14 protein-coding genes are annotated in these 14,772 nt (G+C 32.9%); 8 read left to right on the forward strand and 6 right to left on the reverse strand.

Features of this window, described 5'->3' with window-relative positions:
• Positions 1–311: 311 nt before the first annotated feature.
• Positions 312–743, reverse strand: a complete 432-nt coding sequence (locus tag SLH52_RS10095; protein WP_320209153.1) for a hypothetical protein — start codon at positions 741–743, stop codon at positions 312–314.
• An 831-nt stretch (positions 744–1,574) separates the two neighbouring features.
• On the opposite strand from SLH52_RS10095, the gene SLH52_RS10100 reads away from it, so the two are divergent.
• Positions 1,575–1,979 (forward strand): hypothetical protein, encoded by a 405-nt coding sequence (locus SLH52_RS10100; RefSeq protein ID WP_320209154.1) that lies wholly within the window; start codon positions 1,575–1,577, stop codon positions 1,977–1,979.
• A gap of 410 nt (positions 1,980–2,389) precedes the next feature.
• Here the strand turns inward: SLH52_RS10100 and SLH52_RS10105 are convergent, their stop codons facing one another.
• The 3 genes from SLH52_RS10105 to SLH52_RS10115 form a co-directional block, all read right to left on the reverse strand.
• Positions 2,390–2,857: an isochorismatase gene (locus tag SLH52_RS10105; RefSeq protein WP_320209155.1), complete on the reverse strand. Its 468-nt coding sequence runs from the start codon at positions 2,855–2,857 to the stop codon at positions 2,390–2,392.
• A gap of 93 nt (positions 2,858–2,950) precedes the next feature.
• Entirely contained in the window at positions 2,951–3,490 is a 540-nt protein-coding gene (locus SLH52_RS10110; RefSeq protein WP_320209156.1) for a cytochrome D1 domain-containing protein, read from the reverse strand.
• A 455-nt stretch (positions 3,491–3,945) separates the two neighbouring features.
• Positions 3,946–4,377, reverse strand: a complete 432-nt coding sequence (locus SLH52_RS10115) for a hypothetical protein (protein WP_320209157.1) — start codon at positions 4,375–4,377, stop codon at positions 3,946–3,948.
• Between the two features lie 977 nt (positions 4,378–5,354).
• Here SLH52_RS10115 and SLH52_RS10120 point away from each other — a divergent pair.
• Both SLH52_RS10120 and SLH52_RS10125 read left to right on the forward strand, forming a co-directional pair.
• Positions 5,355–5,645 (forward strand): hypothetical protein, encoded by a 291-nt coding sequence (locus tag SLH52_RS10120; RefSeq protein WP_320209158.1) that lies wholly within the window; start codon positions 5,355–5,357, stop codon positions 5,643–5,645.
• 891 nt (positions 5,646–6,536) lie between these two features.
• Positions 6,537–8,261: an ABC transporter ATP-binding protein gene (locus tag SLH52_RS10125; RefSeq protein ID WP_320209159.1), complete on the forward strand. Its 1,725-nt coding sequence runs from the start codon at positions 6,537–6,539 to the stop codon at positions 8,259–8,261.
• 258 nt (positions 8,262–8,519) lie between these two features.
• Here SLH52_RS10125 and SLH52_RS10130 read toward each other — a convergent pair whose 3' ends face one another.
• Complete coding sequence (locus tag SLH52_RS10130) at positions 8,520–8,690, reverse strand: hypothetical protein (RefSeq protein WP_320209160.1); 171 nt, start codon at positions 8,688–8,690, stop codon at positions 8,520–8,522.
• A gap of 441 nt (positions 8,691–9,131) precedes the next feature.
• Positions 9,132–9,659, reverse strand: coding sequence for an N-acetyltransferase (locus SLH52_RS10135; RefSeq protein WP_320209161.1), 528 nt, complete (start codon positions 9,657–9,659; stop codon positions 9,132–9,134).
• 490 nt (positions 9,660–10,149) lie between these two features.
• Here SLH52_RS10135 and SLH52_RS10140 point away from each other — a divergent pair, with 490 nt between their 5' ends.
• From SLH52_RS10140 to SLH52_RS10160, 5 genes are all read left to right on the forward strand, one after another.
• On the forward strand, positions 10,150–10,434 hold the full coding sequence (locus tag SLH52_RS10140; RefSeq protein WP_320209162.1) for a CPCC family cysteine-rich protein: 285 nt from the start codon (positions 10,150–10,152) through the stop codon (positions 10,432–10,434).
• 163 nt (positions 10,435–10,597) lie between these two features.
• The gene (locus SLH52_RS10145; protein ID WP_320209163.1) at positions 10,598–11,080 is read left to right on the forward strand and encodes an RNA polymerase sigma factor; all 483 of its coding nucleotides are present in this window, start codon (positions 10,598–10,600) and stop codon (positions 11,078–11,080) included.
• Entirely contained in the window at positions 11,080–11,742 is a 663-nt protein-coding gene (locus SLH52_RS10150) for a zf-HC2 domain-containing protein (protein WP_320209164.1), read from the forward strand. Before SLH52_RS10145 ends, SLH52_RS10150 begins: the two co-directional genes overlap by 1 nt.
• 289 nt (positions 11,743–12,031) lie before the next feature.
• Positions 12,032–13,330: an amidohydrolase gene (locus SLH52_RS10155; protein ID WP_320209165.1), complete on the forward strand. Its 1,299-nt coding sequence runs from the start codon at positions 12,032–12,034 to the stop codon at positions 13,328–13,330.
• An 855-nt stretch (positions 13,331–14,185) separates the two neighbouring features.
• On the forward strand, positions 14,186–14,671 hold the full coding sequence (locus SLH52_RS10160; RefSeq protein ID WP_320209166.1) for an SRPBCC domain-containing protein: 486 nt from the start codon (positions 14,186–14,188) through the stop codon (positions 14,669–14,671).
• Positions 14,672–14,772: the final 101 nt, after the last annotated feature.

The raw sequence follows: 14,772 nt of genomic DNA on the forward strand, positions 1-14,772 counted from the left end.
ATTTTTATCGTAAGGGAAGTAATGGCATAAACTCTGTTCCCCTAAATTAAAACATTTAAGCAATATCAATAAGTTGTTGTATAAGAAAATAACGCCGAGGTGCTTACCTAATGTCCTTTGTATGTAATCTAATTCTGAGCCTTTTTTATATCCTCCATCAAGTGCAAAATATCCATCTTCCATATTCCATTTTCTTTTTTTAATATAAATATGAATGTTGTGTGATAAAGACCAAACTCAACACTCATTTCGACTGCTACATCATTATCAGTTTTATTTTCCTCACTAACTTCAATTGAAGTGTAATACCTTTAATCAAGAGCGGTTTCCACATCTTTTTTACGCAGACCTTCCTTATACTTTTGTTTAAAAGTTGAAAAATCAGGTAAAGCACCATCATCAAAAGTCAGTGAATAAATTGCCTCAATATCATCAATTACTACTGAATGCAAGTAAATCAAAACTATATTCTCTGGTGAAAAACCTAGAAGGTGCCTCATATTTTTGTCCTGGACAAATAATTCGTATGCGTCTAATTCTGTCTCTGATAAGTCTTTTAAATAAGAAAATTCTTTATTAAGTTCATTTATTACCCTTTGTTGTTCCTTGATTATTTTATTAGCCTCAACTACTTTTTCATTTAATTGTTCTTGTGTTTCAATTAATGAGTTTATTTCATTATTGCAACCAGTCAAAAACAATATAATTACCATAAGAAAAACACTTATAGCTTGTTTGACCATCTGTATCATCCCCTATAACTTAAGGTATTTTTAAAAAAACAATCCTGCCTTGTTAGTAAATAAAATTCTAAATATATAATTATTATAATCTATATAAATCTATGAATAATTAAAACAATTAATAAAAATATTCATAAGGAGTTCTGTGGTAATTAATTCGTTGTACAATCTACTTTTTAGCTCTTTGTCTTTGGGTGGTATTGGATGCTCAATTGGAGAATATTCTTATTTGAAATATTGAAACTTTAAAAACTTTGCCTCTAAGGTATTAGAGAGTTCTTTTGGTCTGAATTAAATAGTTTTAAGAAGAGATCATAGTTAATCTTGCAATTAAGTAGAGGAGTAAAATGAAAAAAAACAAAATGATGGATAGAGATTGAAGGATCAATAAAAGCAGATGTTGATTGTGACACATTCACAGAAATTTATTGATTTGTTAAAACAAAGGGATGGGAATTCGTAGGTGTAACAAAGCAATTGGAAGGTGAATAATATGGTAGCTGGATGTTACGATAAAATGAAAGTTCTATTTAAAAAGAAAAGCCCTAGATTTTTAGTCTAGGGTAAGCAAAAGGGGAAAAACTGTTAAATAAATCATTATATTAAATATCGACTACTTTTAATTAATGTAAATATGTATTTCACGAAATAAGAAAAACTACCTACATCTGACTGACTGTGTGTATTTCACCTGTCCTATCTATTTGATATAGAATTCCGAATGTTGGTAACTAGGAAGTTATTTGTCCAATTAGCAATTAGGGTTAATTTTGTGGGTTAGGAAAGAATGAGTAGCATATAAATACAACAAGTCATCGAAGGGGGAGTGACATGAAGAAACTTGGAAGTTTTTTATTATGGCCACTTTTATTTACCTTGTTACTATGGGTCGGAACCAGGTTTCAAATTTATATTGAAGTTAAATATGAAGGAATGTATATTTTTTATCCCATATTATTATATTCAACAATTTTTCCTTACTTAATGGGGATGTTTTTTCGATTACCATCGCTTTTGAATGTGGTGAGGAGTAAAAAAGCTTTGACATTCGATATAGTAAAGTTTTTAGTCATTGTGTTACCTGCATCTATCATAGCTTCATTTCATATTATTTATTTTTCTCCACTTGGTCATTATATCCCGCTTAATCCAATGTTATTTTTAGCAGATACCCCAATTACAATAATAAGTTTTGTAGCAGGATATATGCTATTGAGTTGCATAAAGGAGAAGTAAACCCTAATCACTCATCTACCCAAAATAGGTAAGAAGAAAAAAATGCCCTAGGCTACTTCAACCTAGGGCAATAAAGAAGGGAATTAACAAATGAATAAACATCACATTAATTATTGACCATTCACAAGCAAATTAAACATGCAACTTCAGCCTAAACAACTTAACTCTGCTTGTTTTGTGCATATCACCTTATGTTGTTATGATTAAATTCCTCATTTTAGTTATCAAAATGATAAGTTTGATTATTATTGTATTTGTAATGCTGTGTTGTTCTTTAAAGGAAGTTTTTGTACATAATTTCCGTCATAATGATGTAACTGATAAATGTCCAAGTACAAAACTTAAATTTAAGGAAACTCCAGAATTAATTTTTTATTACTAATAACACTGATTATTAACTTCAGTATCAATCAAAAATCGCCATTCAGATAAGATTTCAAATAGGAATCTAGATCAGGAAGTCCTTTAGGGTTATTTAATACTGAATCTAACCAAGCTTGTCTCTCAAAACAAATTAATTTTAAATCCCAAACGCATGCTGAAATTCCTGTATGAGTCATTTCAACCAATGCAGAAGGATTGTCTTTAGGGGATATGAACACATGGTGATGAAGCTCATTTTCATCTTGCCACCAATCTAAAAATACGAAATTCGAATCACGTCCATCATGAATTCCAATATATCCTACTCCATAAACAGTATCGGAAATTGCAGGTAGCTTTGAGAGAGTAACTGATTTAGCATCGTTAATTAAATCAGGGTTAGGCAGTTCGTTTTCGTAAGAAATACCATAAACTTTTAATTTCCAATCATAGTGGTTGAGTATTTCTATAAAACGAATGGGTCTTTGTTTATAAGACTGTTCTAATTTTTTCAATGTTTTCATCCTTTCTATTATTATAGCTACTAATAGAGTAAATACAGAAATTTATGTTCACACACTTAATATACGAATTATAGATACTCGTTTTTATGTTGGAGAGAAAGCCACAAATACTGGATTATTACCAACTGTTATAGTAGTAATTACAACTTGAGTTTTTGTGTCAATAACAGAAACCTTATCTTCTCCTACATTCGTGACATAGACAGACTTTCCATCAGGAGATATTGCTAATGAGTTTGGAGCCAAGCCAACTTTAATTGTGGAGATAGTAGAATGGGTTTTCACATCAATAACAGAAACGGTTCCTTCAATAAGATTTGTAATATACGCATATTTCCCGTTTGGTGAAATAGCAACTACACTAGAGTTGAATAATAACAAATTAAAGCTTAAACCAACAGGTACAGTAGAGAGTAAGGTGTGAGTTTTCACATCTATAACTGAAACAGTTTTATTAGTCAATGAGAGTGGAGTACTTAAAACATATGCTAGCTTACTGTCTGGTGCAAAGTTTATGAAAGCTGGAGAACTATTAAGTATCACAGTAGCAATTACGGAATGAACTTTAGTATCTATGACAGAGATTGTGGAAGATGCAAAATTTGCTACATACGCAAATGACATAATTGTATACTCCCTTCGAATCTAAAGTCAGAGATATATATATGTAACTTTACGGTTTTTAGAATAAGAAGTTGTCAAGAGTTGTTAGAGAAATTAAGGCTAGTGGTTACTAAATCTATCTAAAATACCTCCAAAAAATTTGAATGTGTAAAAAATAATTCATGTATTCTATTTATTAATTTTTGATTCATATTGATATGCGGGTCTCTATGGGATAGTATATATTGACTTTTAGATTGTAATAGATGAAAAACATAAATTTTAGAGTAATTTAAATAGGAAATTGGTATCAGTCGCTTTAAATATTTTAAATGCAGCCTTTACTGAGTATGTTAAAAGGTTTTGGAATGAGGAGAACATGAAGGTAAATATGCTCTGATTACCATGTCTACCAAGGTGGCTAATATTAAGAACACCGACCTCATTTTGGAAATCGGTGTTTTCAGAAGTGTTCTTTATTCAGAGCCTAAGTTAATCTCTTCAACTTCAACTGGTCCAGCATTTTCTCGTTCCTCTAAGAATTTAGCTAGTTCTTCATCAGACAAACTTGAATCGATTACATCACCTGTTTCTTCATCTATCTCAATAGTAAAGAATTCTTGAGAAAATTCGTCAACTGACAAGCTAGAACCAGTTTCTTCGTCAATAGTCTCAATCGAAACAAGTTCGTAATCACCACTTGAAAGATTACTGTCATTTAATTCATCAAGTAAATCTTGCGGAATCTCTGATAGATCAAATCCAATAGTACCATTGTCATATTCAGTCGCATATGGCTCTAGTCTTTCGTCTAAATCTTGTGTTGTCTGTGCACCTGTCGCTGAGACTCCAATTAATCCACTCACCAATACTCCACCTGCTAATGTTAAAGATAATAAGTTCCTCATTTGAAACACTCCTTTAAAATAGTTTTTCTTACATAGTTATTTATACAACTTTAGCATGTAGTTCTCGTGTATTTTCTATGTGAAATTGTGTGAGGTTATTATCAACATTATTTTTGATACTATTACTAGAAAACATATGTAATAGAAGAAATACGATAAACTAACTAACCGGGAAAGGAGAGAATATGTTAAAATCTGTAGGAAATTTTTATATGGGTGCACCATTTCAGAGATGATAATGAAAAGAGTCTTTCATTATGTTTTGAACAATGTTGTCTAAAACATGAAACTATAGTAATCAAAATGGGTATAAACTAGGAAATTGAGGGGTTAAAACATAAGACCTTCACATGAAGAGAATCAAATTACATATGCAACGCGCATTTAATAAACTCCTTTATTGAAAGATGAAGTATTCATTATCTTATAATAAACTCAAAAAACTCTATAGTCAGAAAACCTTATGAAACATATAAGCTGTGAGGTGATTAACTAAAAGATCCTCTCTACCGTAGACCGTTGGACACCCAAGGAAGAGAGGGTAAGTATCTCCAAATTGACCTACTCCACAGTATGAAACTATGCCCCAAAACAATCTAATTGATATATGTCACATCTCCTTAAAATATGTAACCTCCCTGTTTCGATCAGTAAAGGAGGCATGCTTAGGGAGGTTTATATGAGTGTAGTTGGCCGTACATTATGTTATGCAAATTATCTCTGTATGTACTAGGTAATACATACAAGTTTAGATTTAATAATTATGTACCCTCTCGAAGTTTTCAAGAGGTGCCTAATGGCAAGATATAAGGTATCAACTTATAGGAATAGAGTATGCAATATAATTTTGATTTTTTGTACTGTTGACTAGAAAATGGAAAATGTGTATAAACCTATTGGGATATATACGCGCTACCCCATGCATCAAATTGCAGTGAAGCATAACATGGAGTAATAATTATTATGGGGGTGATCTAATGGCAAATTATAAGGTATCAACATCACCTTGTGGTTGTAAGTCTATAGTCAAAGAAGAAGTAAAGCAAATTACCACTTGTGATTGTTGTACTATCGGAGCAAATTCTAACTATACTCAATATCTAGGGCAAGCTGTTTGCGTAAGAGGAATTAGTGGGAGTATATATGAATTTGATAATGATTGGACGATTTCAAACTTTGTATTGCAAGGGACTGAGACAACTGTAAATGCACCACTTTCCATCACACTGTGTAATATAGAAGCAATCACTACTGGGGCATTGAAATAAACAATATTGAAAACATTTAGTTTTAAAGGAAATCACAACAGATATACTACATGATATCTGTTGTGATTAGATGAAATACATTACGGGAAATTGGAATTCTGTATCGAGCTTCGCTGAAAAGTAAGTACTTATTGTAATTCAACTGAAGGTTTTGAAGTTAGAAAATCAAATAAAGTATGACCAGCGTTTTGTAAATCCATTTTCGCATGTATCTATTATACTTGAATTTTAATATTACAAATATCAATATGTTTATATAAATGAAAGAAGTTTAAAGGAACTTAAACAAAACCAATAGCCAATCGTCCTAAATCGCCTTTTAAGCCAAAATCACAATGTTTAGTTATTTGGTATTATAATAATAACCAAATTTCCCCTTTATGCACTTTTATATATCATGTTTTCCCAAGTAAAACGCTACTTTATTGTAGCGTTTTACTTTTTTTAGACTATGGACATAGTGTGAGAAGCGAAAGGAATAAAAATAAAGCATATTAAAAGTCAAGAAAGAATTTCTGATTTTCTGATAAACTTTTAAAAACGTTGGTTATGTAGGTGAAGTCCTTAGTACCATGAAGAGTATATCCATTGATGAAATAAGAAAAGAAATATTCCACAAAATGGCGCTGTTAAGTTATAATACTGAAAGCGTCTTTCTTTATGTTTTGAGCGATATTAATTAAAAGATACTTTGCATCCTTTCTGATGTTGTAATATATAGGATTTGTAAATGATAATCGTCTTTTACATAAGGTGGAAAGGCAACTCATCCGCTATTTATTAATTTGAGTTTAGATAAAACAACAATCTATTAAATCGTTTTATCAAACTTTTTTTATAGATACAATGATAGATTGAAAATGAATACTAGAATGCTGAGGTGACTATTATATGATTAAACGATTTTTCAGCTATTACCGACCACACCGGAAGCTGTTCTATCTTGACTTCGTTTGTGCTGTGTTGGTTGGACTTTTGGAACTCGGCTTTCCTCTCGCGGTATCATGGTTTATTGATTCCCTATTACCTGAAGGAAATTGGAGTACCATTATAGCTGTCTCCATAGGTCTACTTGTCCTCTATTTACTTAGTTCGGGCATGCAATTTGTAGTGAACTATTGGGGGCATAAGCTTGGTATTAATATCGAAACCGACATGAGGCGAGAATTGTTTAACCATGTTCAAAAACAATCCTTCCGTTTTTTCGATAATACGAAAACTGGACATATTATGAGTAGAGTCACAAATGATTTAATGGACATTGGAGAGCTTGCTCACCATGGACCTGAAGACTTATTTATCGCTATTATGACGTTTATTGGAGCATTTTGGATTATGCTTACTATTAATGTGAAGCTTGCGTTAGTGGCAATTTTGATTGTGCCATTTTTAGTTTGGCTCATTTCCTATTCAAATATTAAAATGAATGCTGCCTGGACAAAAATGTATGGAAATATTGCAGATGTGAACAGCAGAGTAGAGGACAGTGTTTCTGGAGCAAGAGTTGTCCAATCATTTACGAATGAGTACTACGAATTTGAACGATTCAATAAAGACAATCAATTCTTTCGTAAATCTAAGTTAAAAGCATACAACACCATGAGTGTGAACCTTTCAGGAATCTACATTTCCACACGGTTAATGACGCTTATCGTTCTAGTTTATGGTGCATGGTTAAGTTTTTCAGGTTCCCTATCTTATGGAGAACTCGTTGCTTTTATTCTTTATATTAATATATTATTCAAACCAATTGATAAAATCTCTGCTCTCCTTGAACTATATCCAAAAGGAATGGCGGGCTTCAAACGATTTACAGAGCTTATGGATAGGGAACCGGATATTGAAGATCGTCCTAATGCAATAGATGTTTCAACATTACAAGGGGATATCACCTTTGACGAGGTGACGTTTGGATATGAGACGAATCGCCCAATTCTAATAGACTTATCATTTACCATTCAAGCAGGACAAACCGTAGCGTTTGTAGGTCCTTCTGGGGCAGGAAAAACAACGATATGCTCCTTAATTCCTCGTTTCTATGATATTGAAAAAGGAGCCATTACTATTGACGGCATTGATATAAGAGATATGACAAAGGAATCTCTACGTTCACAAATTGGAATAGTACAACAGGATGTGTTCTTGTTTACAGGTACACTACGTGAAAATATTGCTTACGGAAAGCTATCAGCTACCCAAGAGGAGATCGAAGAGGCATCAAGACGTGCTCATTTGACAGATCTTATCGCCTCACTTCCGAATGGCTATGATACCCAAATCGGAGAGAGAGGCTTAAAGCTATCTGGAGGTCAAAAGCAGCGCTTGTCCATCGCCCGTATGTTCCTTAAGAATCCAAGAATACTAATTCTCGATGAAGCTACTTCTGCTCTAGACACAGAAACAGAAGCGATCATTCAAGAAGCCTTAAATGAATTGACTAAAGACCGTACTACTTTAGTCATTGCTCACCGTTTAGCTACTATTCGTAAAGCAGATCGAATTTTAGTCGTCACTGAAAACGGAATAGCTGAGGATGGTACTCACGAAGAACTTTTATCTAGGGAGAATGGAATCTTCACAAGGCTCCATGCCCATCAACATGCAACTATTCTATAAAAAAAGCAAAATCCAAGCGAGCTGCTTATGCAGCACATGGGTTTACTTGTATCGTGTGATAGGTTGAATAAGTCATTTACACATCACAATGATTAAGAAGTCTATTAGTTTTTGATGAATGGACACCTTAGATTGTTATTCACAAAAAATATGGGCAATATCAGCCAGAAGATAACAAACATTGAGGTATATAATAGAAAAAAGATGAATAAAAGCATGTCATCATATTAAATGACATGCTTTTAAACTTAGGTAATTTTACGGTTGGATACATGTGCCATTACTTGTGCAAATTGGTGGTGGATCACTAGTACCACCACCACCAGGCCCAGGATCAATAGTTATCGGATCAGCACTTGCACCGGAAACACCTGAACCTACTAAAGTTAAAGTTAACGCTGTACCGAATAATAGTTTCTTGAGTTTCAAGAAAGTAACACCTCCTGTAATTGTTATATTACAGTTATTCTTTGTATATATTGTAAATCCTCCATTAATATTGCGAATATTTTAAATTTTTATTATTTTATTTTTATTAAACAGTTATTAGATAGCAATATATTTACTCAGTAGAATTAGTTGCTCACCATAAGTTCACCTTACTAACAGACAAGCTGAAAATGTTACTCAGCAATATGGAGCTTGAAGGGAGTAAAAATTTCTAATCTCTCTAAACATTAATACCTTGGTATTGAGAATTACTTTTCTAGCTCCCTAAAGTAGATCTATGAAAAAAATGAATGATTGATCTCAAATTATAAAAGCGGAACCTATATAAGAAGAGTATATATGACTTAAAAATAGGCTGGCTTAGAAAATGTTTTAAAACATTTTCATGGCAACCTTTTTTAATGCAATCACACCTAGATATTAATCCGAAAACGCACTTGAATAATAAACGATCCCTTGTACATTTTCAAGAGAGTTCTCTGTTATTTCCAGAGCCATATACACTTCATCAGGTACTTCAAATGGAGCTTTGATATTCCATAAACTAGCTGGTTTAAATCCAAACTTTGGATAATAGTCTTTATGTCCTAAAACAATTACTGAACCGTAGCCAAGCTCTTTTGCGTTTTTTAGTGCAGCATGAATTAATTGGCTCCCAATGCCTTTATTCTGATATTCCGGAACAACACAAAGTGGAGCTAGTGCCAAAGAATCGGCAGTGTTATCACCATCTCCTATTGTTATTTTAGATAACATAATATGACCTACAATGTCATTGTTTTGATCTTTTGCAACTAATGAAAGTTCAGGAATAAATGCATTTGATTTTCTTATGCGATTTACAAGAATGTGTTCTTTCTTATCACCTACCTTTAAAAATGCTCTTTTAACAATTTCTTCTGTCATATTATATTCTTTTGTGATTTCTTCTTTAATAATGATATCCATTTATAGTCTCCTCTTTTTTTAGTGAATTATATCTTCTCTATTATTCTATAAATGGCACTTTCTCAATGAACGAAGTCACTAAGAAAGTTTACATACCCTGCTCAAACATAAGTTTAACAAACAAAAACCTCCAATTTTTAGTATGTACTCATCTTACAATGTGATGTTTTACCTGTCTAGCTTCAGTGTTTTTATATCACTTTTTTAAAAAAATATTATTCCGCAAAATGACGCCTTTCTACATTAAATAAGAGACTGTTCAATAATTTTTTTATAAATTAGCATTAGAAAATAATATGTTAAAATAGGAATATGTTGTAAAAACATAGTAAAAAAAGCATTGAGTCAACTATAGACAAGTTCATCAGACTAGGGTATGTGATAAAAAAATAGAGAGGCAATGGCCACAAACGAAGTCTATGGTCTTTTACACAGAATTGAATATAATTACTGCTGCTTTATTAACAGTAACTATTGGGAGGAATATGTAATGAAATATACTTGTCCATGTTGTGGTTATAAAACCATAGGTGAAGAACCCCCTGGAACATATGAGATTTGTAGTATTTGTTATTGGGAAGATGATTTTGTTCAATTTAACGACCCTGATTATGAAGGGGGAGCAAATATTCCTTCATTAAGACAAGCTCAGAGAATTTATTTGAAATTTGGAGCTAGTCATGAACTATTTACAAGTTCTGTAAGGAAGCCATTGGTATATGATATCAAGGATCCCGAATGGACAATGCTACCTGACATTAAGCCAAGAAATTAATACAATAGAGTTTTATTTATCTTTTCCACAATACGGCGCGTTTTTGTAAATGAAACGTGTCTTTTTTTTGGCTGTTATGGCATTGTTAAGTGAAAATTATTTTAACATTTCCTGTAACGTAATGTGATTATGGGAGTTATATAAGTGAAAGGGGTGAAAAGGGGTGGACTTTGAAGAAATCTATCACAAATATTTCCGTGAAGTGTATCTGTATATTAAATCATTAAGTCAAGATGAAACTATTGCAGAAGAAATTACGCAAGAGGCTTTTTTTAAAGCGTTAAAAGCAATTGACAAGTTCGATGGTTCTAAAGATATTCGAGCATGGCTTTTTACAATTGCAAAAAATACATATTTCTCACATTACAAAAGAAAGAAGAGACTAATAGATTCAAATTTAGTAGAAGAACAAATTACGGAAGTCCAGGTTGTAAAGCATTTGATGAATGAGGAGGATGCTTTTACAGTTCATCAGTTTCTTCACTCGATGGTGGAGCCATATAAGGAAGTCTTTTCACTGCGCACTTTTGGTGAGTTACCTTTTGAGAAAATAGGAAAGCTCTTTGGTAAAAGCGCAGGATGGGCAAGGGTCACTTTTTATAGGGCAAGGAAACAAATTATTGAGTATATGGAGGAGATAAAATAATGAAAGATATTAAATGCACAATCATTCAAGATGTGTTACCTCTCTATATTGATAAGGTAGTTAGTCAAGACACAAAAGAAATGGTAGACGAGCATTTACAGCATTGTGCAAAATGTCAAAAAGAATATGAAGCCATGAAACATGAACTTTATATTCCAATAGAAAACAAAGTCTCTCTTTTAAGTGATTTGAGTAGAAAATGGCGTAAGAAAAAAGTGATGATTTCAATTGCTTCTGTATTAATAACAATTACTATTTTAATTGGCGTGTATGCATATGTATTTGTTTATGATACGGTTATCCCCTATTCGGAGAATCTTTTTAAAATTGAAAAACAAGATGATAATCGGTTGGCTTCCCATTATTATGGGAAAAGTCACGCTGGTTTAAAAGCAACACATCCTTTACTATTGGAAGTTGATGGTGTTAAAAAGAATGTGATTTTTATTTTTTATACACAAACAATTGCCGATTCTCCTTCAAGAAAACTTTTTAATAATCGTGAAAATAAAGAACAAGGATATACCTTTACCTTTGGACTTGATGAGAGCCAAGATGTTGATGCTGTGTATTATGTAGAATATGATGTCAAAAAAATCATAGCTGAAAAAGACTCATGGGATTCAGTTTTAGAACGTGCAACATTGATTTGGATTAAATAACAATTTTCTCATGGATGAAATATTTTTTTTGGAGAATATTTTTTCCACAAAAAGACGTCTTTCTTTATTGAGATTGCTGAAGGTCGAAGAAATTATTAGAAATGAATTTTGTAATTAGGGTAAACATGTTAGCTTAATAATTCTCTATGGTAAGATAAGATTTATCATATATATTTAGGAGATATTGAGAATAAAAGGTAATATTTAATCAATAGTATTCTAAATGAAGAATACCAATGAATTGAAAAGAGTTAGTATTCAGAAAGAAAAGTAACTGAGGAGTGATTTTATGTCTAGTACATTTCTAAAGGACATTACCCCGACATTGGTCGATTGGCGGCGGAGTTTGCACGCTTTACCTGAATTGGGGTTTATGGAGTACATTACTACATACAGAATAGGAAAAGAGCTAGAAAAGATGGGATTTAACCTTTATATTGGCAAAGAAGCACTTCTAGAAGGCTCCCGTATGGGGGTGCCTTCCATCGCTGATCTAGAGTCACATGAGAAAAAGGCTTTAGACTGGGGTGTAGAAGAGTCGTGGTTAGATAAAATGCGGGGAGGCAATACAGGACTTGTTGCGACATGGGACACAGGTGAACAGGGTGAACATGTTGGATTTCGATTTGATATCGACGCATTACCGATAAACGAATCCACCGATTTAACGCATCTGCCTTCAAAGAATAAATTTGATTCTAATGAAGAAAACGTTATGCACGCTTGTGGTCATGACGGGCATGCAGCTATTGGGCTCGGAGTGGCAAAGTATATTTCATCTCATAATGATCAGCTGAAAGGTAGATTTACTCTTCTATTCCAACCAGCTGAAGAAGGAGGGAGAGGGGCTAGAGCAATGACTGCTAAAGGGTGGCTCGATGATGTCGATTTTTTTTATTCTGGACACATAGGCATTCAATCATTACCCATCGGAACGATTGCAGCAACAACACAAGGTTTTCTTGCTTCAACCAAATTCAATGTCTACTTCAAAGGAGTTTCCTCTCATGCAGGCATGAATCCAGAGCTTGGAAAAAATGCGTTATTGGCTGCAACAACTGCTGCTAATCATCTGTATGGAATCCCCCGTCACCATGATGGTATAACCCGCGTGAATGTAGGGAGATTGATTGCGGGAAGCGGACGGAACATTATCCCAGAGGACAGCTATATGGAAATAGAAGTGCGGGGAGAAACCACTCAGATTGCTCTTTATATGGCTGAGAAAGCTACTCAGATTATTCAAGCCGCAGCACATATGCATGATGTTTCCTGCACGATTGAGGAAGTAGGCGTTACAGAAGTAGTTGTCTGTGATGAAGCACTCATACCGAAAATTACTAATTGGTGCTCATCAAGTGAGTTTATTAAAGAAATATTGCCAGTAGTTTCAGTGTCTGGTTCAGAAGATGTCAGCTTCATGATGAATCGAGTACAAGAGCATGGCGGCAAAGCTACATATATGCTCTTTGGCACTGAACTTGATTATCCTCATCATCACCCTCGATTTGATTTCCAGGAAGAAACTTTATTAGCTGCGACTGAGGCATATATATGCATTTTAAATGGGGGATCTAGAGAGGTTTGAAAAACAAAACTATTATAGAGGTGTGACTACTATTCATACTAAAGTTTAAAAGGTCGTCTTCAGAATATCACCGGCTGTTGAGCGTTTTATGTGAAACGTTAAAATATGAATGAAATGTAAGTTGCCTGTTCATATTTTAAAAATTTCCAAAAATGTGTTTAGTAAATTGAAAAAATTTTTTAAGGAATAAGATTGATACTATCATGTTTAGTATTTACAATTTTCAAGTATCGGAATTTTTTTGAAGGAATGAAAAAAGCCTAATTTCTCAATTACAATACTGAGAAATCGGGCTTTTTAATATGTATTTTTCTTAACGTTGTATTCTGTATTCGCTTGAAAGAAACCGCATGTTATTCAATGAATAATTTATCTTTGTTTTCCTCGATTATTTACAGTCGTCGTTCCCTTTTACGGGAAAAATAACAGGAAATTTCATTAAGTTTCTTTACTATGGTTCGGTTCCCTTTCATGAATTTGTACCTTTTGATACCGGTTTATTTTCTCCTGTTTATTATTGACTGATTTTGAATAATGTCAAGTTAGCGTCATGGCTGAAACTTTGCTGATCAACCCCTTTGAAATGAAAATTTATTACTTAAGTCACCAATAGAAATGACTTAAGCTACATGTTTAAATGTTAAAACCTCCTTATGATAAACAATATAGAATTCAAGATAAATTTTAATAAGCTTAGTCAGTATCTATATATCTTCTTACATGATATTTTTTCTACCAAACCCTAAGTTAAAGAAAGTAAAGCACACTATACTTGAACAATTTCACGGTTATTGATAACTTTCCCACAATTAATAATATCACCAATGTAAATATTAATTAGAAGGAGAGGATTTTTTGACACCTTCAGTAAATAGTTCCTTAATTATAAATGTTACTATTAATTCTCCAATAGATCTTGTTTGGCACGCATGGACGATTTCTGATAGAGTGTCAAAATGGTTTGCACCAAAAGCTGTGATTGAACTTAAAAAAGGTGGAGCATTTGAGTTATATTTTGAATCTATGAATATTGAATGTATGAATACGAAGGGCTGTAAAATAAAGAGGTTTGTTCCAAAACAACAATTAGAATTCACTTGGAAAGGTCCTGATCAATTTGCCTCCATTATGAACAATCAAGATGATCTAACGCTTGTAAATGTTCTTTTTGAAAAAGAAGATAAGAAAACTAGCGTTATAATTGAACATTTTGGATGGGGGTACGGAAAATATTGGCAAGAAGCATATAAATGGCATGAGAAAGCATGGCAAGATTTCCTCGGAAGCCTTAAATTTGCATTAGAGAAGGGGAAAGGTGAACTTTGGTGCCAACCAGAATAAACACAATACATATAGTATAATATGACCTTTGTAGAAGTTTAGATAATGAATAGTTTATTGCATAGTAATCTTAGATTATTAAACATAATAGAAATTTAGTC

Source organism: Cytobacillus sp. IB215665 (genome assembly GCF_033963835.1).
Lineage (GTDB): Bacteria > Bacillota > Bacilli > Bacillales > SM2101 > Nanhaiella.

Coding starts and splice junctions, on each gene's coding strand:
- SLH52_RS10115 (WP_320209157.1), bottom strand. CDS start 4,377: ATGAGGAACTTATTATCTTTAACATTAGCAGGTGGAGTATTGGTGAGT.
- SLH52_RS10110 (WP_320209156.1), bottom strand. CDS start 3,490: ATGTCATTTGCGTATGTAGCAAATTTTGCATCTTCCACAATCTCTGTC.
- SLH52_RS10095 (WP_320209153.1), bottom strand. CDS start 743: ATGGTCAAACAAGCTATAAGTGTTTTTCTTATGGTAATTATATTGTTT.
- SLH52_RS10135 (WP_320209161.1), bottom strand. CDS start 9,659: ATGGATATCATTATTAAAGAAGAAATCACAAAAGAATATAATATGACA.
- SLH52_RS10140 (WP_320209162.1), top strand. CDS start 10,150: ATGAAATATACTTGTCCATGTTGTGGTTATAAAACCATAGGTGAAGAA.
- SLH52_RS10150 (WP_320209164.1), top strand. CDS start 11,080: ATGAAAGATATTAAATGCACAATCATTCAAGATGTGTTACCTCTCTAT.
- SLH52_RS10125 (WP_320209159.1), top strand. CDS start 6,537: ATGATTAAACGATTTTTCAGCTATTACCGACCACACCGGAAGCTGTTC.
- SLH52_RS10120 (WP_320209158.1), top strand. CDS start 5,355: ATGGCAAATTATAAGGTATCAACATCACCTTGTGGTTGTAAGTCTATA.
- SLH52_RS10155 (WP_320209165.1), top strand. CDS start 12,032: ATGTCTAGTACATTTCTAAAGGACATTACCCCGACATTGGTCGATTGG.
- SLH52_RS10100 (WP_320209154.1), top strand. CDS start 1,575: ATGAAGAAACTTGGAAGTTTTTTATTATGGCCACTTTTATTTACCTTG.